Raw genomic sequence first — 26,941 nt, forward strand, 5'->3', positions numbered from 1 at the left:
CGATCCGGAAGGCGCGATGCGCTCCACCTTCGTCCTCCTCCGCGTGCTCGTCGCGGCCGCCGTCCTCACCGCGACCACGGTGAGCTTCCTCGACTCCCACGCCTTCTGGATCGAGGCCCGGTTCCGCGACCGCGCGACCCTCGCCGCCAACTTCTTCAGCTACATCACCGTCGAGGTCTGCCTGCTCGCGGTGGTCGTCCTGCTGATCGGCGCCGTCGTCCTCGCTCGCGGCGCCCTGCCGGAACCGCGCTGGTTCGCCTGGCTGCGGGCCGGAGTCGTCACCTACATGGTCGTGATCGGAGTGGTCTACAACCTCCTCCTGCGCGGCACGGTGGTCACCGGCGCCGGTGCCGGCCAGGACTGGACCAACGAGGTCATGCACGTCGTGGCGCCGCTCGCGCTGATCCTCGACTGGCTCTTCGCGCCCGGCCGGCGCCGCCTCTCCTGGGCCGTGGTCCCCGCGCTGCTCGCCTTCCCGGTCGCCTGGTTCGTCTACACGATCATCCGGGCGCCCCTCGTCTACGACCAGATGAAGCACGAGCAGGTCTGGTACCCGTACCCCTTCCTCGATCCGCGCCTGGCGGACCCGCCGATCGTCCCCGGTGGGATGATCGCGGTGGTGTTCTACGTCGTCGCGATGACGGCGGTCTTCGCCTCGGCCGGCTGGCTGACGGTCCTGATCTCGCGCCGGTCGATCGGGCAGCGCGGCACTCCCGCAGGCTCGGCGGAGAAAGAGCCGGTCAACGCGGCTTTCTGAGCCGCACCGCGGAGACTCGATCGGCGACCCTGACCGCGGGCCGAGTGCCCCGGACGCCACGGAATAGCCCCCGCCTAGGATGTGTTGTAGCCCCTGGAGCCCGGGAACGACAGAGCGAGCGGGACCGGCTCCGCGGATCCGCTCCCAGCACCGGATCCGGGCAGACCACCCCCTCCGGCGGACCGCCGGTCCAGCCCCGCTCAGCACAGACCTCGAGGAGTTGCCGTGCGCGACATCGTCATCATCGGATCCGGCCCCGCAGGCTGGACGGCCGCCATCTACGCGGCGCGCGCCGATCTGCACCCGGTGGTCGTCGCCTCGTCCGTCGAGATCGGCGGCGACCTGATGAACACCACCGACGTCGAGAACTTCCCCGGCTTCCCGGACGGAGTCCTCGGCCCGGAGCTGATGACGGCCATGCAGAAGCAGGCCGAGAAGTTCGGCGCGGACACCTTCTACGACGACGTCGTCTCCCTCGACCTCGAGGGAGAGACCAAGACGATCCACCTCGGCTCCGGCGAGAGCATCGAGGCGAAGACCGTCGTCGTCGCGACCGGCTCCGCGTACCGCAAGCTCGGCCTCCACGACGAGGACCGCCTCTCGGGACACGGTGTCTCATGGTGCGCCACCTGCGACGGCTTCTTCTTCAAGGGCAAGACCATCGCCGTCGTCGGCGGCGGCGACTCCGCGATGGAGGAGGCGACCTTCCTCACCAAGTTCGCCGAGAAGGTCTACGTCATCCACCGCAAGGACTCGCTCCGCGCCTCCAAGGTCATGCAGAAGCGCGCCCGCGACAACGAGAAGATCGAGTTCGTCTGGAACACCGAGGTCACCGGCATCACCGGTGAGAACCACGTCAACGGCGTCAAGCTGCGCAACACGGTCGACGGCACCGAGTCGAAGCTCGAGCTCGACGGCCTCTTCATCGCGATCGGCAACGACCCGCGCACCCACATCGTCCACGGCAAGCTCGACCTGACGACCGACGGCACCATCGCCGTCACCGGCCGCTCGTCGCAGACCTCCGTGGCGGGCGTCTTCGCCGCCGGCGACGTGATCGACCCGACCTACCGTCAGGCCGTCACCGCCGCCGCCTCGGGCACCGTCGCCGCCCTCGACGCCGAGCACTACCTCGCCGCTCTCACCGATGGCATCGCCAGCACCGAGGGCACCCCGGCCGCCGAGCTCCTCACCCTCTAGCCCTCCCACCACCCGCACTCGAGTCGGCGCCGCCGGCTCACGAAGGAGAAAATCGTCATGTCCACCGCGAAGAGCGTCACCGACGCATCGTTCCAGGCCGATGTCCTCGACTCCGAGAAGACCGTCCTGGTCGACTTCTGGGCCGAGTGGTGCGGCCCCTGCCGCATGGTCGCCCCGATCCTCGATCAGATCTCGGCCGAGCACGGCGACAAGATCGAGATCGTCAAACTGAACGTCGACGAGAACCCGCAGATCGCCGCGAAGTACCAGATCACCTCGATCCCGGCGATGAAGGTCTACCAGAAGGGCGAGGTCGTCAAGACCGTCATCGGCGCCAAGCCGAAGCCCGCCCTCGAGGCCGACCTGGCCGCGTTCCTCTGAGTTCGACTCCCGACGGTTCGACCGTCTGACGAAGCCCCTGCGCCCCTGTGGCGCGGGGGCTTCGTCGTTACTAGCCGCTCCTCATGTTTCACGTGAAACGGCCGCAGAAGGCAGGCCACGGGCCGCGCAGTGGCGTCCCGCTCCCCCGGTCCTCCCGGACCCCGCCGAGTAGTCTGGATCGATCCGGCTGACGGTCGGAGACCCTGTCCATCGAGCGGAGCGACATCACCGTGATCAACGCCGGCACCAACCTCGACCCCTGGTACGACTCTTACGCGGAGCGCACGGCCGGCCTCGCGGCCAGCGAGGTCCGAGCATTGTTCGCTGTCGCCTCCCGCCCCGAGGTGGTCTCGCTCGCCGGCGGCATGCCGTTCGTCTCCGCCCTCCCCCAGGACCTCGTCACCGACGCGATGGCGACCGTGATGCGCGAGCAGGGACCCGTCGCGCTGCAGTACGGCTCCGGTCAGGGCGTCCCGGTGCTGCGCGAGCAGATCCTCGAGGTGATGGCGCTCGAGGGCATCTCGGCCAGCGCGGACGACGTCGTGGTGACCACCGGCTCGCAGCACGCCCTCGAGCTCGTCTCGAAGCTGTTCCTCGACCCGGGCGACGTCGTCCTCTCCGAGGGCCCGAGCTATGTCACCGCCATGGTGATCTTCCGCTCGTACCAGGCCGAGATCGAGCACGTGGCGATGGACGAGCAAGGACTGATCCCCGAGGCGCTGCGCGAGCACATCGCCCACGTGCGCGCCGCCGGCAAGCGGATCAAGTTCCTCTACACGATCCCCACCTTCCACAACCCGGCGGGAGTCACGCTGAGCTGGGACCGCCGCGTCGAGATCCTCGAGATCTGCAAGAGCGAGGGCATCCTCGTGCTCGAGGACAACCCGTACGGCCTGCTCTACTTCGAGGACGTGCCGCCGAAGGCGATGCGCTCCCTCGAGGAGGACGGCGTGATCTACCTCGGCACCTTCTCGAAGACCCTGGCGCCCGGCTTCCGCATCGGCTGGGCGCTGGCGCCGCACGCCATCCGCGAGCGGCTGATCCTCGCGAACGAGGCAGCAGTGCTGAGCCCGTCGTCCTTCAGTCAGCTCGTGATCTCGCAGTATCTGGCGACGGCGGACTGGCGCGCGCAGATCGACACTTTCCGCGGGGTCTACCGCGAGCGCAAGGAGGCGATGATCCGCGGGCTCGAGACGCACCTCCCCGGTCTCACCTGGACGAATCCGAACGGCGGGTTCTACGTCTGGGTCACCCTCCCCGAGGAGCTCGACTCGAAGGCGATGCTCCCCCGCGCGGTGAAGGAGCTGGTCGCCTACACGCCCGGCACGGCCTTCTTCGGCAACGGCGACGGCCGGCAGAACATCCGGTTGTCCTTCTGCTACCCGACTCCCGAGCGCATCGGCGACGGCATCCGCCGCCTCGCGACGGTCATCAACGGCGAACTCGACCTGCTGTCCACCTTCGCCGACGCCCGAGTGCGGAGAAGCTCCGGCGTCGATCAGCGCGACGCCGTCCTCCCGCCCCAGATCTCCTGACTCCGCGATCCACGAACGACAGAAGGCCCGGTCATGACCGATTTCTCCACCCTCGACCGCACCCTCGACATCGTCGTGATCAGCGGCGGCATCAGCCACGAGCGCGACGTCTCACTGCGCTCCGGTCGTCGCGTCGCCGACCGCCTCTCGGCCATGGGGCACCGCGTCACCCACCGCGAACCGGATGCCGGTCTCCTGGCGGCGCTGCTCGACCAGCGTCCCGACGTGATCTGGCCCGCGGTCCACGGAGCGAGCGGCGAGGACGGCGCGCTGCTCGGCCTGCTCGAGGCGGCCGGCTTCCCCTACGTGGGCTCGCGCACGGACGCCGCCCGCCTCGCGTGGTTCAAGCCGACCGCGAAGACGCTCGTCGCGCGGGCCGGCATCGCCACTCCTCGCTCGATCACCCTCCCCCGCGAGACGTTCCGCGAGCTCGGCGCCGCAGGCATCCTCGATCAGGTTTGCGCGCACCTTCCCGGCCCGCTCGTCGTCAAGCCGGCGCAGGGCGGTTCCGCCCAGGGCGTGAGCATCGTGACGGAGACCGACGAGCTTCCGCGTGCGATGGTCGACGCCTACACCTACGGCGAGGTCGCGCTCATCGAGCAGCAGATCATCGGCACCGAGGTCTCCGTCGGTGTCCTCGACCTCGGTGACGGCCCCTTCGCCCTCCCCCCGGTCGAGATCGCCCCAGTAGCGGGTCGATACACCTTCGAGGCCCGCTACAACGCGGGCGAGACCCGCTTCTACACCCCGGCCCGCCTCCTGGACGAGGCTCTCGCCAACGTCTCCCGTGTCGCGGTCGCCGTCCACGAGCTGCTCGGCCTGCGCCACCTCTCCCGCATCGACTTCATCGTCGATCCCGATGGCCTCCCCTGGTTCTTCGACGCCAACGTCCTCCCCGGCATGACCGAGACCTCCCTCGTCCCCCAGGCCATCGAGGCCTCCGGCCGCTACCTCGGCGACGTCTACTCCACCCTCGCCCGCCGGGCCCTCACCCACTGATCCCCGCGTTTCACGTGAAACATCCGGGCCCGCCGCCCTGGGCATGCGGAACGTGGGCCACAGCGCCGTTTCACGTGAAACGCTGCATGCTGGTCGAGTAGCCGCCTCCGGCGGCGTATCGAGACCCGGGTTCAGGGTGCATTGACCACCAGCATCGGAGGGCGTGGTCTCGATACGGCGCTCCGCGCCTAGTCGGCCACCATGCTGCCGCCTGCCGAGTGCCGCACCAAGCCAAGCGCTTCCTAGGGCCTCGGTCCTGCCGAACATGCTGGTCAAGTAGCCGCCCACGGCGGCGTATCGAGACCCCGTTCATGAGTCCGAGGTTCGCCAGCATAGGCGGGCTCGGTCTCGATACGGCGCTGCGCCTACTCGACCAACATGTCGCTGACCGCGGTGATCCGCCAGCAGACAGGCTCGCCCGGACTTCCGCCGACCGAGCGTCCTGATCACCCGAGCACGGGCGGCAACAACATGCTGGTCGAGTAGCCGCCACCGGCGGCCTATCGAGACCCACCCGCCGAGCAGCAACATCCGCTGCGACTGACAGCTCGGTCTCGATACGTCGCTACGCGCCCACTCGACCAGCAAGTGCATGCTCTCGGACGGCCAATCGGGGCAGACGTCAGCATGCTCCTCGCACGTGCGTCCGAGCACCATGCTGGTCGAGTAGCCGCCAACGGCGGCGTATCGAGACCCGACCCCGTACTCACACCGTTTCACGTGAAACGGCCGCGCACCTCACGGCGCCAGTGACACCTCGGTCGGCTCACCGATCTCGGCCAGAATGCGGTTCAGATCATGGATGGTCGCGAAGTCGATGACCACCTGCCCCTTGCGGGCTCCCAGCGTCACCTTCACCCGGGTGTTCAACCGGTCGCCGAGGTGGTCCGCCACCGTGCTGAGGTGCCCGGCATGACCGCCCTGCTCCTCTTCCGGCTCGCGCGCGGTGGTCTTCGGAGCCTTCATCTGCGCGGCAGCTGCCTCAGCGGCACGCACCGACAGGTCCTCGTTGACGATCTTGTCCGCCAGCCGGCGCATGAGCTCCGGCGTCTCCACGGACAGCACCGCACGCGCGTGCCCCGCACTGAGCACGCCGGCCGCCACTCGAGCCTGCACATCGGCGGGAAGCCGCAGCAGCCGCAGCGTGTTCGAGATCTGCGGACGTGATCGCCCGAGGCGCGTCGCCAGTGCCTCCTGGGTGATGCCGAAGTCGCTCAGCAGCTGCTGGTACGCCGACGCCTCCTCGAGCGGGTTCAGCTCGGCCCGGTGCAGGTTCTCCAGGAGCGCGTCCCGGAGCATGTTCTCGTCCGCCGTGTCCTTGACCACCGCGGGGATGGTCTTCAGCCCGGCGGCCTTGGAGGCTCGGAAGCGCCGTTCCCCCATCACCAGCTCGTACCTCGCGCCCTTGCGCCCGGTGACCGGCCGCACCACGATCGGCTGCAGCACCCCGAACTCGCGGATGCTGTGCACCAGCTCGGCCAGCTCGTCCTGGTCGAAGACCGACCGGGGCTGCGCCGCGTTCGGGACGATCTCCGACAGCGACAGCTGCGCCAGCCGTGCGCCGGGTACCTGCAGCAGCTCGTCCTCGGCGTTCGCCGCACCGACCTGATCCGGGAAGAAGACGTCGACGGGCCGCGAGCGGGTGTCGTCGCTGACCGGGATCAGGGCGCCGATGCCCCGGCCGAGTCCTGTGCGCTTGGTCGCCATCAGCGGTCCTCTCCATCGGGCGTCGCCGCCGGGGTCTTGGGTACGCCGCGGCGCGCGATCTCCGCCGCCGCCTCGAGATACGCGAGGGAGCCGGACGACTGCGGGTCGTAGCTGATCACGCTCTGCCCGTAGGACGGCGCCTCTGAGATCCGCACGTTGCGAGGGATCACGGCGCGCAGCACCTCCTTCGGGAAGTGCTCGCGCACATCCGCGGCGACCTGGTTGGACAGGTTCGTCCGCCCGTCGAACATCGTCAGCAGGATCGTCGAGACCGCCAGGTTCGGGTTGAGGTGCCGCTCGATCAGGTCGATGTTCTTCAGAAGCTGGCTGAGACCCTCGAGCGCGTAGTACTCGCACTGGATCGGAATCAGCACCTCGCGCGCGGCGACGAAGGCGTTGATCGTCAGCAGCCCGAGCGACGGCGGACAGTCGATGAAGACGTAGTCGAACGGCTCGTCCATCCCCTTGAGCATCCGGTCCAGCGCCCTGCGGAGCCGCTGCTCGCGCGCGACGAGGGAGACCAGCTCGATCTCGGCGCCGGCCAGGTGAATCGTTGCCGGAACCCCGTAGAGCGAGGCGAACTCCGGGCTCTTCTGCACGACGTCCGCGAGGGGCGTGTCGTTCACGATCACGTCGTAGACGCTCGCCGTCTCGGCCCGGTGCTCGATCCCGAGCGCCGTCGAGGCATTGCCCTGCGGGTCCAGGTCGATGACCAGGACCTTCGCGTCGCCCCGAGCGAGCCCCGCGGCCAGATTGACGGTGGTCGTGGTCTTGCCGACGCCGCCCTTCTGGTTGGAGATCGTGATCACGCGGGTCGTCTCCGGCTTCGGCAGCGGCTGCGCGTTGAGCAGCGCGCGCCGACGCGTCATGTCCGCGATCTCGCGGGCGAGCGGGGTCGAGGCGTCGAAACCTCCGGTCAGTCCGGCGGGGTCGGATCGTTTCACGTGAAACCTTCGCTCAGCGGGTGGAAGTGGGGCAGCACCGAGGAACCGACAGTCGAGGATTCAGGGGATCGCGTGCGACGTCGTGGCGATCATCCCACTGTAGCTCGGACGACCCTCGTCACCTCGGAGAGCACGCCGTCGCCGAGCACGACGACCTCGGGCGGGGAGAGCTTGAAGCGACGGATCTGCTTGGCCGCGGCCTCGATCTCCTTCTCGGCGTTGATGCCCTTCAGCAGGACGAGCTCGCCGCCCGGTCGCAGCAGCGGTGCCGTCAGCGGAATCAGCTTCGAGAGAGCACTGACCGCGCGCGCCGTGACCTGATCCAGCGGCTCCGCCAGCCGGACCTCCTCGGCGCGGGCCCGCAGAACCGAGACATTCTCGAGTTCGAGCGCGTCGACCTGCTCCTGCAGCCACAGCACCCGGCGCTCCATCGGCTCGATCAGCACGAAGCGGACGTCCGGCCGCACGATGCCCAGCACGACGCCGGGGAGGCCGGCACCACTGCCGACATCACCCACGAGCCCCGGACGCAGGAGAGGGGCCACCAGGGCGCTGTTGAGCACGTGCCGCGTCCACAGGCGCGGGAGCTCCAGCGGACCGATGAGGCCCCGCTCCTCCCCCTCGCGGGCGAGCGCCTCCGTGAAGCACCGCAGGACGGGCAGTCGCTCACCGGCGATCGCGGCTGCGGCAGCGGGCTCCGGCTCGAGGGTCGGCTCCACGGCGCTCAGCCGCGGGTGATGACGGTGTGGCGCTCGCGGGCCTCGCCGCGCGACTCCGACACGAAACCGCGCTCGCCGACCATGTCGTGGACGAGCTTGCGCTCGTAGGACGACATCGGGGGCAGCGACGCCGATGTCGCGCCCTCCTCGATGCGCTCGATCGCCCGGTCCACCAGCTGGGCCAGCTCGGCCTCGCGGGCGTCCCGGGAACCGCCGATGTCGAGGATGAGCCGCGAGAAGCCGCCCGTCCTCGTCTGCACCGCGAGGCGCGTGAGCTCCTGCAGCGCCTGGACCGCGTCCGGGCGGGAGAGCACGCGCAGGTTGGTGTCGCCGGAGGCCGTGACCGACAGGTAGGCGCGGCCGTTGCGGACCTCGATGTCGATGTCGCCGTCGAGGTCGCAGATGTCGAGGAACTCCTCGATGTAGTCCGCGGCGACGTCGCCCTCCTCCTCGAGCTGCGACAGCGTCGGCGCGGCACCGCCGTCGGTGGAGGACGCCCGCGGAGCGAGCTCCTCGTCGGCCGGAGCCTGCGCGTCCGGGGCCGCCGGAGCACCGGTGAACATCTGCGTCGAATCGGTCATTCTGGGGGCCTACTTCTTTCCGGCTTGCTTCTTGGAGCGGTTCTTGCTGACGGGCTGCGCGCGCTGCACGACCTTCTTCTCGACGAGCGTGACGGTGCCGGCGTCGGTCGTCTCCTCGACGAGCTTGCCCTTGCGGCGCAGGCGCTCCTCGCGGGCCTTCGCGGCCTCGCTGCCGGGGGTCGGCATGTTCCGGATGACGATGAACTGCTGGACCATCGTCCAGATGTTCGAGGTCAGCCAGTAGAACATGACGCCGAGGGGGAAGGCGAAGCCCGAGAAGGCGAAGACGAGCGGGAGGATGTAGAGCAGGATCCGCTGCTGCTTGAACGTCGGCGAGGCCTTGGCCTCGGGCGACATGTTCTTCGAGACGATCTGCAGCTGGGTGATGAACTGCGAGGCGGTCATCAGGACCACCATGACGACGGCGATGACGACGACGAGCTCCTGGCCGCCCTCCGCGAGCGCACCCTGGATCGACTGGTGCAGCGGGGCGATGCCGAAGAGGTTGGCCTCACCGAACTGCTTCGCGAGCGTCTCGTCGAGCGGGCCGACTCCCTGCTGGCTGTGCTGGGCCGCGTTCAGCACCGAGAACAGGCTGAAGAAGATCGGCATCTGGATCAGCAGCGGGAGGCACGAGGCGAGCGGGTTGGTGCCCGTCTTCTTGTAGAGCTCCATCGTCTCGCGGGACATCGCCTCGCGGGACAGCTGGTCGCGCTTGCCCTTGTACTTGTCCTGGATCTTCTTGAGCTGCGGCGCCACCTCCATCATGCGGCGCTGGCTCTTGATCTGCTTGACGAAGATCGGGATGAGCGCGGCGCGGATGACGAGGACCAGCCCCACGATCGACAGCACCCAGGTGATGCCGGCCGCCGCATCGAGGCCGGTGAAGGTCAGCAGCTGGTGGAAGGCGACGAGGAGCAGCTCGACCACCCACTTGAGGGGCCAGAGAATCGTGCCGAGGAGGTCCATGGGAGGGGGTCAGTCCTTTCGAGGGCCCGCGACGAACCCGAGACGCGTCACGGCGAAGCGGGTCCGGCCGGGAGCCGGTCGGTGCAGGGGGATCGAGGTCGGCACGTCGTCGACCCCGCCGGCCGCCCACGGGTGGCAGCGGAGGAGTCGGCGGGCGCCGAGGACGGACCCGAGGACGAGCCCGTGGAGCTGGACCGCCTGGAGTGCGTAGGAGGAGCACGACGGGTAGTAGCGGCAGACGTCGCCGTACAGCGGCGAGATCACCGCCCGGTACACGACGAGCAGCAGGATGCCGATGTTGCGCGGCAGCAGGAGGAGGAACCAGCCCAGACGGGCGGTCCAGGAGGCCGCGGGCGGCGATCCGGGAGCAGTGACGACCGGCGCGGTCGTCGACGGAGCGGCCGTCACCGGAGCGCCTCGCCCGTGCGGACGGCGCGCGCACGGGTGACGGCGGCGACCACGTCCTGCCGCAGCGCGGACCAGGGAGCGTCGGCGCTGCCGGGCAGTGCCCGCACGACCACGTCGGTCCCGGACTCCAGCTGCGGCACGAGCTCGAAGGCGACGGCCTTGAGCCGGCGCCGCACGGTGTTCCGCTTCACGGCCGTCCCGACCGTCTTGGCCACGATGAAGCCGAACCGCACCGGTGCGTCGCCGGAGGACCTCCGGACATACGTGACGGTGTGCGGTCCCGTGGACCGCACACCGCGACGGACGACTGCCCGGTACTCGCCACCGAGGACGATGCGATGGGCTCTGGCCAGCACCGCTGGACGGAATCGCTAGGCGCTACGCCGAGAGCTCGGTGCGGCCCTTGGCGCGGCGAGCGCTCAGGATGCCGCGACCGGCACGCGTGCGCATGCGCAGACGGAAGCCGTGCACCTTGGCGCGACGACGGTTGTTCGGCTGGAAGGTTCGCTTGCTCATAGTCAGATCTCCACGTACGGGTTCCGCGGTGCGAGCGGGGCTCCACGCCGATGGCGGGGGCTCCGGTTCGTCCGGGAAGAGGGGGTGCCCGGGTGCCGATCGGCTCGATCCGCGAGGACCGTGCTCCCGACGCCGGGCAGGCGTCAACTGACTTAAACTACGTCCTCCGCCGCCACCGGTCAAATGTGCGCCGGGCGAAACCTCGATTCTGCACACGGGACGCGGTGTTCCGCGCATTGACACGCGGGTGTCGCTGTGGTGGATTTGTCTCCCGTCGGCTCCGTTGGCTACGGTGTTGAGCCGCAGTTATCCACAGGCGCGAACCGCCCCCTCCCGCGTGATCGCGGGGATCGGGCGAGGCCTGTGGAAGCGCCTGTGCAGGGATCGGGCCCCGGATCTCCGCTGGAACCGAGGGCCCGCCGTGACGGACGACAGCCCGAGGCGGCGGCCAGGATTTCGAGAGCGACCGAGGACCGGAGACAGATGCCTGACGACACGTCGATGATCGACGCGTGGAACGTGATCCGCGGCGAGCTGTCGCGGGACGAGCGCATCACCGCGCCGATGTACGGCTTCGTCTCGCTGGTGGAGCCCAAGGGCATCATGGCGGGCACCTTCTACCTCGAGGTCCCGAACGAGTTCACCCGCGGGATGCTCGAGCACCGGGTCCGCGTGCCGCTGCTCAGCGCGATCGGCGCCCTCGACGACTCCTTCGGCGTCTCGACCTTCGCCTTCGTGGTGAACCCCGACATCGAGCACGAGCCGATGAGCTCCCCGTCGTCCGACTCGCTGAACCCCTTCGAGCCGGTGACCGGCTCCTCCGCCACGGTCGCCCCGCCGGTGCGCGTCGTCGAGGAGCTGCGCACCGTGCCGGCGACCGACACCCGGCTGAACCCGAAGTACAGCTTCGACAACTTCGTCATCGGCGGCTCCAACCGCTTCGCGCACGCCGCCGCGGTCGCCGTGGCCGAGGCGCCGGCGAAGGCGTACAACCCGCTCTTCGTCTACGGCGACTCGGGCCTCGGCAAGACCCACCTCCTGCACGCCATCGGCCACTACGCGATGAGCCTCTACCCGGGCATCCGCGTGCGGTACGTGTCGAGCGAGGAGTTCACCAACGACTTCATCAACTCGATCGCGAACAACCGCGGCAACGCGTTCCACGGCCGGTACCGCAACGTCGACATCCTCCTCATCGACGACATCCAGTTCCTGCAGGGGAAGGCGGAGACGCAGGAGGCGTTCTTCCACACCTTCAACCAGCTGCACGACCACAACAAGCAGGTCGTGATCACCTCCGATCTGCCGCCGAAGGCGCTGACCGGCTTCGAGGACCGCATGCGCTCGCGGTTCGAGTGGGGCCTGATCACCGACGTGCAGGCGCCCGACCTCGAGACCCGCATCGCGATCCTCCGCAAGAAGGCCGTCAGCGAGAAGCTGCTCGTCCCGGACGACATCCTCGAGTTCATGGCGTCGAAGGTGTCCAGCAACATCCGCGAGCTGGAGGGGACGCTGATCCGCGTCACCGCGTTCGCGAGCCTCAACCGCACCCCGGTGGACATGGCGCTGGTGCAGACGGTCCTGAAGGACCTGATCACGCTCGACGAGGACAACGTCATCTCGCCGGTCGACATCATCAATCACACCGCGGACTACTTCAAGCTCACGGTCGACGACCTCTACGGCTCGTCGCGCTCGCAGGCTGTGGCCACCGCCCGTCAGATCGCGATGTACCTCTGCCGCGAGCTGACCAACCTCTCGCTGCCCAAGATCGGCCAGCTGTTCGGCAACCGCGACCACACCACGGTCATGTACGCCAACAAGAAGATCTCGGAGCTCATGAAGGAGCGCCGCAGCATCTACAACCAGGTCACCGAGCTGACCACCCGCATCAAGACCAACCGCTGACCGCCGGCCGCCGGCTGCTCCCTCTCCCTCTGGTCGAGCAGCCGCGCAGCGGCCCCTGCATGCTGGTCGAGTAGCCGCGCAGCGGCGTATCGAAACCCACCCTCCCGGTGACGCCGTCTCCCGCTACGCCACCCTCGCCACCCCGCCACGCCCGCCGTCGTTCGCCACATCGAACGATTCCGGTCGATTTCCACACGTGTGAGCAACCTGTGGATAACTGTGGACAACCGCCCTCGATCTGTGCGCTCCGAGCACCAGCCTGTGCACTCCGGACGACCCGGTCGGATCCCTCCACAGGCCGTCCACGACCGCGCTCACACTCCGTCCACAGCTCGACCCCCTCCGCATCGCAGTCGTGAGTAGGGGTCCCGGACGTTTTCCACAGTTTCCACACGTGTTAACAGTGTTAACGCAGTTCTCTCTTTAATCAGGGGCGGACCGGCAACCTCTCCACAGGGCTCGGCTGCACCGGGAGGGCGCCGTGCTTCCGGGCACGTCGAAGCTGACGAGTACGATGGGCGTCGGTCTTCGTCCACGACTCGTCAGGGGTGTTCTCGTGAGGTTCCAAGCCAACCGCGATGTCTTCAGCGAGGCGGTGTCGTTCGCGGTCAAGCTGCTGCCGCAGCGCACGACCCTGCCGATCCTCTCGGGCATCCTCATCGAGGCGACCGCCGAGGGCCTCACGCTCTCCTCGTTCGACTACGAGGTCTCCGCGCAGACGCAGATCGCCGCCGACGTCGAGGAGACCGGCACGGTCCTCGTCTCCGGCCGGCTGCTCGCCGACATCGCCAACCGCCTCCCCAACGCCCCGGTGCGCGTCGCGACGGAGGAGTCGCGCGTCTCGGTCTCGGCCGGCTCCGCGCACTTCACGCTCCTGCAGATGCCCGTGGAGGAGTACCCGAGCATCCCCGAGATCGACGCCTCCACCGGCCTCGTCCCCGCGGACGCCTTCTCCGCCGCGATCTCGCAGGTCGCCGTCGCCGCCTCCCGCGACGACGTCACCCCCGTGATCACCGGCGTGCAGCTCGAGATCACCGAGAACACCATCGGACTCGTCGCCACCGACCGCTACCGCGTCGCCGTCCGCGAGATCGACTGGGACAACGGCGACAACGCCGCCCCCAGCCAGCCGCTGACCGCCCTGGTCCCCGCGCGCACCCTGCAGGAGGTCGGCAAGACCTTCAGCCACTCCGGCACCGTCTCGGTCGCGATCACCCAGCGCGACGAGCGCGAGCTGATCGCCTTCACCGCCGACCGCAAGACGGTCACGTCGCTCCTGATCAAGGGCAACTTCCCGCCCGTGAAGCGCCTCTTCCCCGCCTCCGTCGAGAACTACGCGGTGATGGCGACGAGCGACCTCATCGAGGCCACCCGCCGCGTCTCGCTCGTCCTCGAGCGCGAGGCCGCCCTGCGCTTCAGCTTCAGCAGCGACGGACTCACCCTCGAGGCCATCGGCTCCGAGCAGGCTCAGGCGTCCGAGAGCATCGACGCCATCGTCACCGGCGTCGACGTCGTCGTATCGCTGAAGCCGCAGTTCCTGCTCGACGGCCTCGCCGCCGTGCACTCGGAGTTCGTGCGCATCGCGTTCACGAAGACCGAGAACCCCAACAAGCCCGGACCGGTCCTGATCACGGCGCAGACCTCGCGCGAGCAGCCCGGGAGCGACAGCTACCGCTACCTGCTCCAGCCGAACCTGCTCCTGCGCTGACCGCTCCTCCCCGATCGCAGCGCCGCGACCGCCCTGCTCCCGACGAGCACCCGCCCGCCGGACATCGAATCCCAGGAAGGTTCACCATGCACATCGGACTCGTCGGACTCGGCAAGATGGGCGACAACATGCGCTCCCGCCTGCGGGAGAAGGGCGTCGAGGTCACCGGCTACGACCGCAACCCGGACGTCTCGGACGCCGCCTCGCTCGACGAGATGATCGCCGCCCTCCCCGCGCCGCGCATCGTCTGGGTCATGGTCCCGGCCGGCGCCATCACGGACGCCGTCGTCACCGACCTGTCCGAGAAGCTCAGCGAGGGCGACCTGGTCATCGACGGCGGCAACTCCCGCTTCACCGAGGACTTCAAGCACGACGCGCTGCTCAAGCCCAAGGGCGTCCACTACATCGACGCCGGTGTCTCCGGCGGCGTCTGGGGCCTCGAGAACGGCTACGGCCTGATGGTCGGCGGCCCGAAGGAGCTCGTCGAGTACGCGATGCCCGTCTTCGACGCGCTGCGCCCCGAGGGCCCCCGCGAGGAGGGCTTCGTCCACGTCGGCGAGGTCGGCGCGGGCCACTACGCGAAGATGGTGCACAACGGCATCGAGTACGCGCTGATGCAGGCGTTCGCCGAGGGCTACGAGCTCCTCGACACCCGCAAGGACATCATCAAGGACGTCACCGGCACCTTCAAGGCGTGGCAGCGCGGCACGGTCGTCCGCTCCTGGCTCCTCGAGCTTCTCGTCCGAGCGCTCGAGCAGGACCCGGAGTTCGAGCACATCGAGGGCTACGTCCAGGACTCCGGCGAGGGCCGCTGGACCATCGAGGAGGCCATCAACAACGCCGTCCCCGTCCCCACGATCAGCGCCTCGATCTTCGCGCGGTTCGTCTCCCGCCAGGAGGACTCCCCCGCCATGAAGGCGGTCGCGGCGCTCCGCAACCAGTTCGGCGGGCACAGTGTCAAGGCGGTCGACTGAGCGCAGCTCAGTCGACCGGTGAGGCCGGTCCCTGCCCGGCCTCACGGCGGTCGGCTTCTCGAAGCTGTGGCGTCATGCAGAGCCGGTCGCGGACGGCGACCTGCGGCCCGCCGCCACCGTGAGGCAGGGATGCTCTCACGGCGGCGGCGGGCCTCCGGCCGCCTGCACCCTGCGCGGGGGAGTTCGTCGACTCCTGGTGTGCTCGGTGGGGGACGCGCGTCCTTCGGACGACGCGGTGGCTTGCTCGGTCGCGTCCTGTGGACGGCGGAATTCCATGCTGTGCTGCGTCCTGCGGACGGCGGGGTTTCATGCTGGTCGAGTAGCCGCAGAGCGGCGTATCGAGACCCACCTTCGCAAAGACGGCTGGCCGCCCGAGTCGTCGTTCTCGGGGCTGCGGTCATCGGCCGCACCATGCTGGTCGAGTAGCCGCGCAGCGGCGTATCGAGACCCCGCGACCGGCGCAGGAGCATCGGGCAGAGTGGACACGGAGGAGGTGAGCGCGTGCAGGTGACGCAGCTGGCGTTGAGCGACTTCCGCAACTACGCCTCCGTGGACGTCGCGCTCGCGCCGGGCCCGAACCTCTTCGTCGGGCGCAACGGCCAGGGCAAGACGAACCTGGTCGAGTCGCTCGGCTACCTCTCCACGCTCGGCTCGCACCGGGTGTCCACCGATCAGGCGCTGATCCGCGCGGGTCGGGACAGTGCGGTGATCCGCGCACGGCTGCGCAACGGCGACCGCGACCTGCTCGCCGAGGTGCAGATCAACCGCTCCTCCGCCAACCGCGCGCAGATCAACCGCGGCGGCATCAAGCCGCGCGAGCTGCCCCGCTTCTTCTCGAGCGTCCTCTTCGCGCCGGAGGACCTCCTCCTCATCCGCGGCGACCCGTCCGCGCGCCGCCGCTTCCTCGATCAGCTGGTCGTCCTCCGCTCCCCGCGGATGAGCGCCGTGCAGGCGGACTACGAGCGGGTGCTCCGCCAGCGCAACTCGCTCCTCAAGTCCGCGCGGGCGAGCGGCGTCCGCGATCCCGCGAAGCTCGGGACGCTCGACATCTGGGACGAGCGCCTCGTCGCCCTCGGCACCGAGATCATCCAGTCGCGGCTGACCCTGGTCGACGAGCTGAGCGGCCCGGTGCGCGCCGCCTACGAGGCGGTCGCCGGAGCGGACCAGCGCCCGGTCCTGCGCTCGCGCCTGAGCATCGAGGGAGCGGTCGACGACGACGAGGAGCCCCTCGCGACGGCCGAGGCCTCCGCGGCGCCGGCGGAGCTGGCCGCGGCCTTCTCCGCGGCCCTGCTCTCCGTGCGCCGACGCGAGCTCGACCGCGGGATCTCGCTGGTCGGGCCGCACCGCGACGACGTCCAGTTCGAGCTCAACGACCTCCCGGCGAAGGGCTACGCCAGCCACGGCGAGAGCTGGTCGTTCGCTCTGGCGCTCAAGCTCGGCGCGGCCGAGCTGCTCCGGCGCGACTCCCCCATGGGCGACCCCGTGCTGATGCTCGACGACGTCTTCGCCGAGCTCGACGCCCGCCGCCGCGAGCGGCTCGCCGCCGTGGTCGCCGACTACGAGCAGGTGCTGATCACGGCCGCGGTCTTCGACGACGTGCCCGCGGCGCTGGCGGCGCACACGGTCCGGATCGAGGCGGGCCGCATCGTCGAGTCCGACGCGGTCGTGGTCCCGGAGACGCCTCTGACCGCGCCCGAGACGGCCGCGCTCGAGTCGGCCGCCGCCGAGTCCGCGGCCGAGCCGGACCCCGAGCCCGCGCCGACGCAGGAGCAGGATTCGGAGCCCGAGCCCGATTCGGAGCCCGCGCCCGAGCCGGCGCCCTTCTCCGAGCCCGCCCCGGAGCCCGACCGTGGCTGACTCCCCCCGCCGCGGCGCGCCCTCCCCCGCGCCCGACTCCGAGGCCGCCCGCGTCTACCAGCACCTCAAGGAGGTCTTCGGCGGCGACGCCCCCCACCGGGTGCGCAAGACCGTCGACCGGGCCGAGCCCAAGGGCGACGCCGCTCCGTTCGGCGGGGGCCGCGACCCGCACGACCTCGGCGACGTGCTCTCCTCTCTCACGGTGAAGCTCGGCTGGACCGCTCCCCTCGCCCAGGGCGACCTGATGTCGTCCTGGACGGCCATCGCCGGCGAGGAGACGGCGAAGCACTCCACTCCGGTCGGCGTGGTGGACGGCGTGCTCACGGTGGCGTGCGAGTCGACGGCCTGGTCGACGCAGCTGCGGCTGATGCGGATCGAGATCATGAACCACATCGCGGTGAACCACCCGGACGCGGGCATCACCGCGATCCGTTTCCAGGGCCCCGACGTCCCGAACTGGAAAAAGGGCCCCAGGTCGATTCCAGGGCGTGGTCCGCGCGATACCTACGGCTGAGGACGCATTTTCGGTCGACCCTCCAGAAATCGTTCGTCAGATCGCCACTGAGCGCCGCGCGACCGGCCGCCGCGCGATAGAATGGAGGGCCGCCGAACCGCAGCGTCGACCCCGTGCGCGAGATCTCCAGATCCGCCTGCGCGCCGCGACGGACCGTCAGAGGAGAACTCCACAGCTATGACACCCGAGCCGACCGACTCCACGTCAGCCCCCGCAGCGAACGACCTGGACGCGAACGGCTCCACCGGCCCCTCCGCTCCGGCCGCGGCCGCTCCCGCCGAGGCGGCACGGGGCGAGGGGATGTCGACGAAGTCCTCCGGCGACTACGGCGCGAACCAGATCCAGGTCCTCGAGGGCCTCGAGGCGGTCCGCAAGCGCCCCGGCATGTACATCGGCTCGACGGGCCCGCGCGGTCTGCACCACCTGGTCTACGAGATCGTCGACAACGCCGTCGACGAGGCGCTCGCGGGCTACTGCGACAACATCGAGGTCGTCATGCGCGCCGACGGCGGCCTGACCGTCGTCGACAACGGCCGCGGCATCCCGGTGGACATGCACCCCACCGAGGGCATCTCCACCGTCGAGCTCGTCCTGACCGTCCTGCACGCCGGCGGCAAGTTCGGCGGCGGCGGCTACGCCGTCTCCGGTGGTCTGCACGGCGTCGGCTCGTCCGTCGTCAACGCGCTCTCCACCCGCCTCGGGGTCGAGGTGAAGCGCCAGGGCGCCTCCTACAGCATGACCTTCGCGGACGGAGTGCCCGAGGCGCCGCTCGCGAAGGGCGGGCCGAGCGACGAGACCGGCACCACCATCACCTTCTGGCCGAACGCCGAGATCTTCGAGACCGTCGAGTTCGACTACGAGACCCTCCGCGCCCGGTTCCAGCAGATGGCGTTCCTCAACAAGGGCCTCCGCATCGCGCTGACCGACGAGAAGGAGATCGAGTTCGACGGCGAGGGGGAGAACGAGACCTCCGGCCCGCGCAGCGACGTCTTCCTCTACGAGAAGGGCCTCGTCGACTACGTCGAGTACATCAACTCGCTGAAGAAGTCCGATCTCGTGCACTCCGAGATCATCGACTTCGAGTCCGAGGACACCGAGCGCCGCATCTCGCTCGAGGTCGCGATGCAGTGGACGACGGCGTACACCGAGAGCGTGCACACCTACGCGAACACGATCAACACGCACGAGGGCGGCACGCACGAGGAGGGGTTCCGGGCGGCGCTGACGACGCTCGTCAACAAGTACGCGCGCGCGAACAACCTGCTCAAGGACAAGGACGAGAACCTCTCGGGCGACGACATCCGCGAGGGCCTCACCGCCGTCGTGTCGATCAAGCTCGGCGAGCCGCAGTTCGAGGGCCAGACCAAGACCAAGCTCGGCAACACCGAGGCCAAGGCGTTCGTGCAGCGGGTCGCCGGCGAGCAGCTCGCGGACTGGTTCGACCGCAACCCCAACCAGGCCAAGGACATCATCCGGAAGGCGATCCAAGCGGCCTCCGCGCGGATGGCAGCCCGTAAGGCGCGGGAGACCGCGCGTCGCAAGGGCCTGCTCGAGGGCGGCGGCATGCCGGGCAAGCTCAAGGACTGCCAGTCGAAGGACCCGTCGATCTCCGAGATCTTCATCGTCGAGGGCGACTCGGCCGGCGGCTCCGCCGTCCAGGGCCGCAACCCCGAGACCCAGGCGATCCTCCCCCTCCGCGGCAAGATCCTCAACGTCGAGAAGGCCCGCCTCGACCGCGCCCTCGGCAACAACGAGGTCCAGGCGATGATCACGGCCTTCGGAGCCGGCATCGGCGAGGACTTCAACCCCGACAAGGCGCGGTACCACAAGATCATCCTGATGGCCGACGCCGATGTCGACGGCCAGCACATCACGACGCTGCTGCTGACCCTGCTGTTCCGCTACATGCGCCCACTGATCGACCTCGGCTACGTCTACCTCGCGCAGCCGCCGCTCTACCGCCTCAAGTGGTCGAACTCGCCGCACGAGTACGTCTACAGCGACCGGGAGCGCGACGCGCTGCTCGCGCACGGCGCCGCGTCGAACAAGCGCATGCCCAAGGAGAACGGGATCCAGCGCTACAAGGGTCTCGGCGAGATGGACTACAAGGAGCTGTGGGAGACCACGATGGACCCCGCCACGCGGACCCTCCTCCAGGTCACCCTCGACGACGCGGCCGCCGCCGACGAGATCTTCTCGACCCTGATGGGCGAGGACGTCGAATCCCGCCGCTCCTTCATTCAAAAAAACGCGAAGGACGTCCGGTTCCTCGACATCTAGCGATGTCGAGGAATCGGACGTCCTTCGAAAGGCGGCAGCCCGGCGGTCCTGTGGACCGCCGCCGCGACCACCTCGAAGACGTGACGGCGACCCTCAATGGGTCGCATTCCCGACAAGCACCACACAGCGGCCTCAGCGGCCGGCGACGACAACACTGACACCCAGCGCGACCCGCCCCCGTCACGACCCGGGGCCCGGACCCACCTGAGAAGACAGAGATCATGGCAGACGAATCAGACACCCCCACCGGACCGGACGACGGCGAGGACATCGTCACCGAGACCGGTGTCGTGATCCACGGGCACGACAAGATCGAGCCGGTCGACCTCCAGCTCGAGATGCAGCGCTCCTACCTCGACTACGCGATGAGCGTCATCGTGGGCCGCGCGCTGCCCGAGGTGCGCGACGGCCTGAAGCCCGTGCACCGCCGCGTGATCTATGCGATGTACGACGGCGGCTACCGCCCCGACAAGGCGTTCTCCAAGTGCTCCCGCGTCGTCGGCGACGTGATGGGCCAGTTCCACCCCCACGGCGACTCGGCGATCTACGACGCCCTCGTGCGCCTCGTCCAGCCGTGGAGCCTCCGCTACCCGCTGGCGCTCGGCCAGGGCAACTTCGGTTCCCCCGGCAACGACGGCGCCGCGGCCCCCCGCTACACCGAGACCAAGATGGCCCCGCTGGCCCTCGAGATGGTCCGGGACATCGACAAGAACACCGTCGACTTCCAGGACAACTACGACGGCCGCACCCGCGAGCCGGCGATCCTGCCCGCGCGCTTCCCCAATCTGCTGGTCAACGGCTCGGTCGGCATCGCGGTGGGCATGGCCACCAACATCCCGCCGCACAACCTCCGCGAGGTCGCCGCCGGCGCGAAGTGGGCGCTGGAGAACCCGGAGGCGTCGCGCGAGGAGCTGCTCGAGGCGCTGCTGCAGCGCATCAAGGGCCCCGACTTCCCCACCGGGGCGCAGATCCTCGGCGTCCGCGGCATCCAGGACGCGTACCGCACGGGCCGCGGCTCGATCACGATGCGCGCCGTCGTCTCGATCGAGGAGATCCAGGGCCGCACCTGCCTCGTGGTCACCGAGCTGCCGTACCAGGTGAACCCGGACAACCTCGCGATCAAGATCGCCGAGCTGGTCAAGGACGGCCGAGTCTCCGGCATCGCCGACATCCGCGACGAGACCTCGGGCCGCACCGGCCAGCGCCTCGTCGTCGTGCTCAAGCGCGATGCGGTCGCGAAGGTCGTGCTGAACAACCTCTACAAGCACACCCCGCTGCAGGAGAACTTCGGCGCGAACATGCTCGCGATCGTCGACGGCATCCCGCGCACGCTCTCGCTCGACGGCTTCATCCGCGCGTGGGTCGACCACCAAGTCGAGGTCGTCGTCCGCCGCACCCAGTACCTGCTCGACGAGGCCGAGGCGCGGATCCACATCCTGCGCGGCTACCTCAAGGCGCTCGACGCGCTCGACGAGGTCATCGCCCTCATCCGCCGCTCCCCCACCGTGGAGGAGGCCCGCGACGGCCTGATGGAGCTCCTCGACATCGACGAGGTGCAGTCGCGCGCGATCCTCGACATGCAGCTGCGCCGGCTCGCCGCCCTCGAGCGCCAGAAGATCATCGACGAGCACGACAGGATCCAGGCCGAGATCGAGGACTACAAGTCGATCCTCGCGAGCCCGGAGCGCCAGCGGACGATCATCTCGGACGAGCTCGACGAGATCGTCGACCGCTTCGGCGACGACCGCCGCACCGAGATCCTCTTCGGCTTCGACGGCGACATGAGCGTCGAGGACCTGATCCCCGAGGAGGAGATGGTCGTCACCGTCACCCGCGGCGGCTACCTCAAGCGCACCCGGAGCGACTCGTACCGCGCCCAGCACCGCGGCGGCCGCGGCGTGCGCGGCGCCCAGCTCAAGGCCGACGACATCGTCGAGCACTTCTTCGTCACCACGACGCACCACTGGCTGCTGTTCTTCACGAACACCGGCCGCGTGTACCGCGCCAAGACGTACGAGCTGCAGGAGGTGAGCCGCGACGCGAAGGGCCAGCACATCGCGAACCTCCTCGCGCTGGAGCCCGGCGAGCAGATCGCGCAGATCCTCGACATCCGCGACTACGAGGCGGCCCGCTACCTCGTCCTCGCCACCCGCGACGGCCTCGTCAAGAAGACGGCGCTGATGGAGTACGACACCAACCGCTCCGGCGGCATCATCGCGATCAAGCTCCGCGAGGGCGACGAGCTCGTCTCCGCGCTCCTGGTCGACGAGGACAGCGACGTGCTGCTCGTCTCCCGCAAGGGCATGTCGATCCGCTTCACCGCCTCGGACCAGGCGCTGCGCCCGATGGGCCGCTCCACCTCCGGAGTGATGGGCATGTCGTTCCGCGGCGACGACCGACTGCTGGACGCCAACGTCGTCAGCGACGAGGGCTACGTCTTCGTCGTGACCGAGGGCGGCTACGCGAAGCGCACCGCGGTCGACCAGTACCGGCTCCAGGGCCGCGGTGGTCTGGGCATCAAGGTGGCCAAGCTCGAGGAGAAGCGCGGCGACCTGGTGGGCGCCATCATCACCGGGGAGGACGACGAGGTGCTCGTCGTCCTCGCCAGTGGCAAGGTGGTACGCTCTGCCGTGGCCGAGGTACCGGCCAAGGGTCGCGACACGATGGGAGTCGTCTTCGCACGATTCGCAGACGACGACCGCATCATCGCACTCGCCAAGAACACCGAACGCAATCTCGACGCCCAGGACGAGGATCCCGACGCCGCGGCGTCGGCCGAGTCCGAAGCGGTGTCGGAGGAGGATGAGTCCGTCGATGAGTAGCACGGTCGCCGAGAAGCTCGCCAAGAAGTCCGCGAAGAGCCCGGCGGCGAAGCAGGTCAGACTCAAGCTGGTGTACGTCGACTTCTGGTCGGCCGTCAAGCTGTCGTTCCTGCTCGGTCTGACGTTGGCGATCATCACGATCGTCGTCGTCTACCTCGTCTACACGGTGCTCGCGCAGACCGGCGTCTTCGACGAGGTCAACGGCCTCGTCCAGGACATCGCCGGCGCGGAGGCGTTCGACCTCAACACGATCATCTCGCTGCCCCAGATCATGGGCTTCGCGGTCGTCGTCGCGGTGCTGAACACCATCGTCACCACCGCCCTCGGGGCGATCGTGGCGCTGCTGTACAACCTCAGCGTCAAGATCACCGGCGGCCTGCTGGTCGGCTTCACCAACCAGTAGGGCGGAGCGGCCGATTGGGATTCTGACCCGGTGTCGGGTAGAGTCACATCTGGCCATTTCGGGGGTATAGCTCAGGCGGTTAGAGCGCTTCACTGATAATGAAGAGGTCCCAGGTTCAAGTCCTGGTACCCCCACGTGCCGAACGGCCCGACATCGCGAGGTGTCGGGCCGTTCCACTCTCGCCGGCGTTCCGCCGCCGGTCCGGGGCCTTAGCTCAGTTGGTAGAGCGCCTGCTTTGCAAGCAGGATGTCAGGAGTTCGAATCTCCTAGGCTCCACACTCGAACCCGTCCGCGGGTCCTCCTCACCCGCTGTGCGTGCCGTGCCGCGGTCGGCGCGCTCTGGCGGCGAAGTCGTCGAGGGCCGCCAGGACCTCCACGGCCTCGAACGATCGGTTCCTGCGTCCCGCTCGCGACTGCGTGAGGACTCCGGCCTCGACGAGCTTCTGCACGGAGGCCTCCGCTGTCGGGAAGCTCACCCCGAGCTCGGCGGTGACGAGCGCGATCGTGACCACGGGCTGACGGAGCAGCAGCTGCCGCAGTGCATGCACCGAGGAGTCGCTCCGCGCGCGGATGCCGGCGTCCCACCGCGCTCCGATCGCCGCGATGTCCGCGGCGAGTCGCCGTCCGTTCTGCACGGCGGCGAAGGCGGCGTCGGCGAGTGTCTCGATGATCGGGCGGACATGCCCGGAGCGGTAGGCGGTCAGCGCGTCGAAGTAGCGCTTCATGTCGCCGAGCAGCCCGGCTGAGACGGGGACGGTGACGTTCTCCGTGACGCCGGCAGCGCGGAGCATGCCCTGGACGAGCGCGCGACCTGTCCTGCCGTTGCCGTCCGGGAAGGGATGGACGGTCTCGAACTGCGCATGCGCGATCGCCACCTGCGCGAGGACGGGGACGTCGACCCGGCGCGCGAACTCCATGACATCGAGCATCAGCGCCGGGACGCGCTCGCGATGCGGAGGAACGAAGACGGCTCCGTGCGGAGACACCCCGCCTCCGCCGATCCACACCTGCTGGTCGCGCCAGTGCCCGGCGATGTCGGGGGCCGTGCTCTCCAGCAGGACGCGATGCATGGTGAGCACGGCATCGGTGTCCAGCTCGTCGGACAGCGCGATCGCCGCTTCCATCGCGGCGACGTTGCGGACGACCAGCTGAGCGTTCGTCGACGAGGAATCGCCGAGCTCGGCGAGCGCGACCTGCTTGGCACTCGCGGTGAGCTGCTCGACCTCGGAGCTCGATGCGCTCTCGGTCCGCAGCAGGATGGAGGCGAAGGGCGCGGTGAGGGTGCCGACCTGAGCATCGAACCGCGTCAGCTCCCGGCTCGCATCCTCGCTGACGGCGAGCAGATCGGAGGGCAGCGAGACGTCGAGGTCCGCGACGAAGGGCGGGACCGCTGCTCGATACGGGCCGGGCGCGGCGCGGAGGAGTCGGCGCGACGCCACCTCGTCCCCGCTCCGCCGCCACGGTCGTTGCTCGAAGCCGACCGCAGGCCAGGATCCGTGGCTCTGAGGGCTCTCATCCTCGGTCATCCTCGGAGTGTACTCAAGGAAAAATGGATAAACCTTAATAAGGGCTCTCCGGACTGCGAGCAACTCGTCCTCTGGCGGGCGGCGGCGGGGTCAGCGGGGCTGACAGGCCAGGCCGAGGAAGTTCTCGACGGAGAGGGTCTCGGAGGTGCCGTCGCGGATGTCGCCGACGATGATCTCGCCGACGGACAGGGTGTCGAACTGCTCGGCGGTGAAGACCACGGGGCGGCCGATGACCGATCCGCCGACGGCGTAGGCGCCGAGAGTGAGGTCGACGCCCAGGGGGAAGCGCTCGATCTCCCGGTCGGCGGGCCAGACGGTGCGGCCGGCGAGGTCGGTCGCGCCGATGTCGTCGACGGGCTCCGGGGCGACCCAGCGGGTGATCCGCCGCGAGCGATCACCGATCAGCAGGGGAGCGGTGTCCTCGACGGCGAGGTCGAGGCCGTCGACGGCTCCCGAGCAGACGACGACGACGCCGAGCACCTCGGCGCGCTGCCCGCCGCGGCCGATGCCGACGGTCGCCTCCGAGACGGGCTCCGTGGCGCAGCCGGACAGCGTCAGCGAGGCCGTGGCCGCCAGCACGACCGCGACGCTGGCGACTCGACGACGATGCGGCACGAGGTCACCCTACGGCGAGGGCGAGCGCGGAGAGCGCCTGGGGGAGCGATGGCGCTCCCTCCGCACGGAACACCGCGCGGCCGTCGGCGTCGCGGACCACGACCGTCGGGGTGGAGCGGATGTCCGCGGCTTCCGCTGCCTCGGGCGCGAAGGCGACGTCGAACTCGCGGATCTCCGCTGCGGGGACGAGCTCCGCCGCGCGCTCGAGCACGGAGCGGGCCGCGTTGCAGGCGCCGCAGAACGCGGACGTGTAGAGCTCGACGATCACAGGGGAGACAACGCCGGCGGGCATCAGACGATTCCTCGGGAGGCGGATCTCGATACGCCCGCTGCGCGGGCTGCTCGATCAGCATGGAGCGGCCGGACCGCGGCGGACCGAGGCTGACGCGGAGGAGCATCGCAGTCCGTCGGCGATGCAGCACGGCCGGCCGGCGCTGCATGCTGGTCGAGTAGCCCCGCAGGGGCGTATCGAGACCCGTCGTCAGCGCAGCGACCAGGCCTCGTTCATCGTCAGGGCGACGTCGATCAGCTCGACGCGCTCGAGGCCCTCGACCTCGGCCAGGGGGAACCACGCGGCGGCGTCGGTCGACCCGTCGACCTCGTGGGTCAGCTCGCCGCCGGTCACGCGAGCGCGGTAGACGACGCGGATCGCGTGCAGCGGGCCGGCGTCGGGGTCGCTGCGGCGATGCGCGGGGATCACGTGCGAGTCGACGCCGATCAGCCCCTCGAGCTCGGCGTGGTAGCCGGTCTCCTCGAAGATCTCCCTCACGGCAGCGTCCGCGGGCGACTCGCCCTCGTCGATCCCGCCACCGGGAAGCGTCCACGCCTCCCAGGGCCCCTGACTCCAGTGCGCGAGGAGCATGCGCTCGCCGTCGATGATCACGCCGTACGCGGCGACCCGGATGTCCACCTCAGCAGCCTAACCGCGGACCGCGCACCACCGGACACGCGTGAGGCCCGGACCCGCAGTGCGGTGTCCGGGCCTCACGCGGCGACTCAGGAAGCGGTCGACGCCGGCGACTGCGCGGCGCTGGCCGGCTCGTCCTCGGCGACCCACAGCTCGTCGTCGGCGCGGAACGTCTGCCAGACGGCGTAGCCGATGCCTCCGACGGCGACGAGGGCGGCGCCGATCGCGAAGACCGTGCCGACCTTGTTCTTCTTCTTCGGGGGAGTGGTGAGCTCCTCCCAGCGCGCCTTCGAGATCTCGGCGAGCTTCGCGCGGTTCTTCGAGTCCTTGGCGGCCTCGAACGCGGCCGCGGCGGTGCCGCCGACAGCGGCGAAGGTCGGGAGGACCTTGTGCTTGTAGGCGTCGCGTGCGGAGGAGTACGTGCCCTCGACGGCGGAGACCCCGTTGTCGTAGACGGGCTTCACCCGGCTCGAGTAGGCGTCCTTGACGGCCGGCACGACCTCCTTCTTCGCGTACTTGGTCGCGTGGCGGCGGCTCTTCTCGAGAACGGAGGCGGCGTGCGCCAGCACCTCCTGCTGCTCACTCCAGACCGCCTCGGCGTTCTTGCGGAGGCGCTTGAGATCCTTCTTGTGCTTACGTGACAGACCCACTTGGTCCTCCATCGGCTACGAGCGGCGAACAACGGCTCAATACTGCCACTCATCCCGCGAC

At 69.3% G+C, this 26,941-nt stretch carries 26 protein-coding genes and 2 tRNA genes; 15 read left to right on the forward strand and 13 right to left on the reverse strand.

Translation table 11 applies throughout. The features are described from left to right. Nucleotides 1-16 precede the first annotated feature (16 nt). The 5 genes from EDF43_RS13285 to EDF43_RS13305 all read left to right on the forward strand — a co-directional run bounded on the left by EDF43_RS13285 (nt 17) and on the right by EDF43_RS13305 (nt 4,872). Nucleotides 17-757 (forward strand): Pr6Pr family membrane protein, encoded by a 741-nt coding sequence (locus EDF43_RS13285; RefSeq protein WP_132437310.1) that lies wholly within the window; start codon nt 17-19, stop codon nt 755-757. Nucleotides 758-982: 225 nt separating this feature from the next. After that, the gene (trxB, locus tag EDF43_RS13290; RefSeq protein ID WP_123736143.1) at nt 983-1,957 is read left to right on the forward strand and encodes a thioredoxin-disulfide reductase; all 975 of its coding nucleotides are present in this window, start codon (nt 983-985) and stop codon (nt 1,955-1,957) included. Nucleotides 1,958-2,014: 57 nt separating this feature from the next. Next, nucleotides 2,015-2,338, forward strand: a complete 324-nt coding sequence (gene trxA / locus EDF43_RS13295) for a thioredoxin (RefSeq protein WP_123447267.1) — start codon at nt 2,015-2,017, stop codon at nt 2,336-2,338. A 233-nt stretch (nt 2,339-2,571) separates the two neighbouring features. Next, the gene (locus EDF43_RS13300) at nt 2,572-3,873 is read left to right on the forward strand and encodes a PLP-dependent aminotransferase family protein (protein ID WP_207901763.1); all 1,302 of its coding nucleotides are present in this window, start codon (nt 2,572-2,574) and stop codon (nt 3,871-3,873) included. A gap of 33 nt (nt 3,874-3,906) precedes the next feature. Next, entirely contained in the window at nt 3,907-4,872 is a 966-nt protein-coding gene (locus tag EDF43_RS13305; RefSeq protein WP_132437312.1) for a D-alanine--D-alanine ligase, read from the forward strand. Nucleotides 4,873-5,610: 738 nt separating this feature from the next. Here the strand turns inward: EDF43_RS13305 and EDF43_RS13310 are convergent. The 8 genes from EDF43_RS13310 to rpmH form a co-directional block, all read right to left on the reverse strand. Continuing rightward, nucleotides 5,611-6,579 (reverse strand): ParB/RepB/Spo0J family partition protein, encoded by a 969-nt coding sequence (locus EDF43_RS13310; RefSeq protein ID WP_132437313.1) that lies wholly within the window; start codon nt 6,577-6,579, stop codon nt 5,611-5,613. Beyond that, nucleotides 6,579-7,448, reverse strand: a complete 870-nt coding sequence (locus EDF43_RS13315) for a ParA family protein (RefSeq protein ID WP_123706250.1) — start codon at nt 7,446-7,448, stop codon at nt 6,579-6,581. Before EDF43_RS13315 ends, EDF43_RS13310 begins: the two co-directional genes overlap by 1 nt. 164 nt (nt 7,449-7,612) lie before the next feature. Continuing rightward, nucleotides 7,613-8,242: a 16S rRNA (guanine(527)-N(7))-methyltransferase RsmG gene (gene rsmG / locus EDF43_RS13320; protein WP_132437314.1), complete on the reverse strand. Its 630-nt coding sequence runs from the start codon at nt 8,240-8,242 to the stop codon at nt 7,613-7,615. Between the two features lie 5 nt (nt 8,243-8,247). After that, entirely contained in the window at nt 8,248-8,823 is a 576-nt protein-coding gene (locus EDF43_RS13325) for a R3H domain-containing nucleic acid-binding protein (protein WP_243615825.1), read from the reverse strand. A gap of 9 nt (nt 8,824-8,832) precedes the next feature. Further along, nucleotides 8,833-9,792 (reverse strand): membrane protein insertase YidC, encoded by a 960-nt coding sequence (gene yidC, locus EDF43_RS13330; RefSeq protein WP_123736149.1) that lies wholly within the window; start codon nt 9,790-9,792, stop codon nt 8,833-8,835. Nucleotides 9,793-9,801: 9 nt separating this feature from the next. After that, nucleotides 9,802-10,122, reverse strand: coding sequence for a membrane protein insertion efficiency factor YidD (gene yidD / locus EDF43_RS13335; RefSeq protein ID WP_132437452.1), 321 nt, complete (start codon nt 10,120-10,122; stop codon nt 9,802-9,804). 74 nt (nt 10,123-10,196) lie between these two features. Then, nucleotides 10,197-10,556: a ribonuclease P protein component gene (gene rnpA, locus EDF43_RS13340; protein WP_123447262.1), complete on the reverse strand. Its 360-nt coding sequence runs from the start codon at nt 10,554-10,556 to the stop codon at nt 10,197-10,199. Between the two features lie 22 nt (nt 10,557-10,578). Then, nucleotides 10,579-10,716 (reverse strand): 50S ribosomal protein L34, encoded by a 138-nt coding sequence (rpmH, locus tag EDF43_RS13345; RefSeq protein ID WP_055784512.1) that lies wholly within the window; start codon nt 10,714-10,716, stop codon nt 10,579-10,581. Nucleotides 10,717-11,199: 483 nt separating this feature from the next. On the opposite strand from rpmH, the gene dnaA reads away from it, so the two are divergent. The 10 genes from dnaA to EDF43_RS13395 all read left to right on the forward strand — a co-directional run bounded on the left by dnaA (nt 11,200) and on the right by EDF43_RS13395 (nt 23,458). Next, the gene (gene dnaA, locus EDF43_RS13350; protein ID WP_123447261.1) at nt 11,200-12,624 is read left to right on the forward strand and encodes a chromosomal replication initiator protein DnaA; all 1,425 of its coding nucleotides are present in this window, start codon (nt 11,200-11,202) and stop codon (nt 12,622-12,624) included. A gap of 556 nt (nt 12,625-13,180) precedes the next feature. Next, nucleotides 13,181-14,332, forward strand: a complete 1,152-nt coding sequence (gene dnaN, locus EDF43_RS13355; protein ID WP_123447260.1) for a DNA polymerase III subunit beta — start codon at nt 13,181-13,183, stop codon at nt 14,330-14,332. Between the two features lie 86 nt (nt 14,333-14,418). After that, nucleotides 14,419-15,306, forward strand: a complete 888-nt coding sequence (gene gnd, locus EDF43_RS13360; protein WP_123736150.1) for a phosphogluconate dehydrogenase (NAD(+)-dependent, decarboxylating) — start codon at nt 14,419-14,421, stop codon at nt 15,304-15,306. Nucleotides 15,307-15,807: 501 nt separating this feature from the next. Beyond that, nucleotides 15,808-17,163 carry a DNA replication/repair protein RecF gene (gene recF, locus EDF43_RS13365; RefSeq protein ID WP_132437315.1) on the forward strand — a complete coding sequence of 452 codons (1,356 nt, stop codon included), beginning with the start codon at nt 15,808-15,810 and terminating at the stop codon, nt 17,161-17,163. Then, a complete protein-coding gene (locus tag EDF43_RS13370) occupies nt 17,156-17,677 on the forward strand; it encodes a DciA family protein (protein ID WP_132437316.1) in 522 nt (173 codons plus the stop codon). Before recF ends, EDF43_RS13370 begins: the two co-directional genes overlap by 8 nt. A 300-nt stretch (nt 17,678-17,977) precedes the next feature. Beyond that, nucleotides 17,978-19,957 carry a DNA topoisomerase (ATP-hydrolyzing) subunit B gene (gene gyrB, locus EDF43_RS13375; protein WP_132437453.1) on the forward strand — a complete coding sequence of 660 codons (1,980 nt, stop codon included), beginning with the start codon at nt 17,978-17,980 and terminating at the stop codon, nt 19,955-19,957. A 221-nt stretch (nt 19,958-20,178) separates the two neighbouring features. Next, nucleotides 20,179-22,779, forward strand: coding sequence for a DNA gyrase subunit A (gene gyrA / locus EDF43_RS13380; protein WP_123447256.1), 2,601 nt, complete (start codon nt 20,179-20,181; stop codon nt 22,777-22,779). Continuing rightward, a complete protein-coding gene (locus EDF43_RS13385) occupies nt 22,772-23,182 on the forward strand; it encodes a DUF3566 domain-containing protein (protein WP_123447255.1) in 411 nt (136 codons plus the stop codon). Before gyrA ends, EDF43_RS13385 begins: the two co-directional genes overlap by 8 nt. Nucleotides 23,183-23,242: 60 nt before the next feature. Further along, nucleotides 23,243-23,316, forward strand: a tRNA-Ile gene (locus EDF43_RS13390). Between the two features lie 69 nt (nt 23,317-23,385). After that, nucleotides 23,386-23,458: transfer RNA gene (locus EDF43_RS13395), tRNA-Ala, on the forward strand. Between the two features lie 26 nt (nt 23,459-23,484). Here EDF43_RS13395 and EDF43_RS13400 read toward each other — a convergent pair. The 5 genes from EDF43_RS13400 to EDF43_RS13420 all read right to left on the reverse strand — a co-directional run bounded on the left by EDF43_RS13400 (nt 23,485) and on the right by EDF43_RS13420 (nt 26,880). Further along, the gene (locus EDF43_RS13400; RefSeq protein ID WP_243582951.1) at nt 23,485-24,621 is read right to left on the reverse strand and encodes a Fic family protein; all 1,137 of its coding nucleotides are present in this window, start codon (nt 24,619-24,621) and stop codon (nt 23,485-23,487) included. Nucleotides 24,622-24,798: 177 nt separating this feature from the next. Continuing rightward, entirely contained in the window at nt 24,799-25,323 is a 525-nt protein-coding gene (locus tag EDF43_RS13405; protein WP_132437318.1) for a hypothetical protein, read from the reverse strand. A gap of 4 nt (nt 25,324-25,327) precedes the next feature. Next, entirely contained in the window at nt 25,328-25,615 is a 288-nt protein-coding gene (locus tag EDF43_RS13410) for a thioredoxin family protein (protein ID WP_132437319.1), read from the reverse strand. Between the two features lie 189 nt (nt 25,616-25,804). Beyond that, entirely contained in the window at nt 25,805-26,233 is a 429-nt protein-coding gene (locus tag EDF43_RS13415; protein ID WP_123736156.1) for an NUDIX hydrolase, read from the reverse strand. An 86-nt stretch (nt 26,234-26,319) separates the two neighbouring features. Beyond that, nucleotides 26,320-26,880: a hypothetical protein gene (locus EDF43_RS13420; protein ID WP_123706109.1), complete on the reverse strand. Its 561-nt coding sequence runs from the start codon at nt 26,878-26,880 to the stop codon at nt 26,320-26,322. Nucleotides 26,881-26,941: the final 61 nt, after the last annotated feature.

It is taken from the genome of Rathayibacter sp. PhB179 (assembly GCF_004345345.1).
GTDB lineage: Bacteria > Actinomycetota > Actinomycetes > Actinomycetales > Microbacteriaceae > Rathayibacter > Rathayibacter festucae.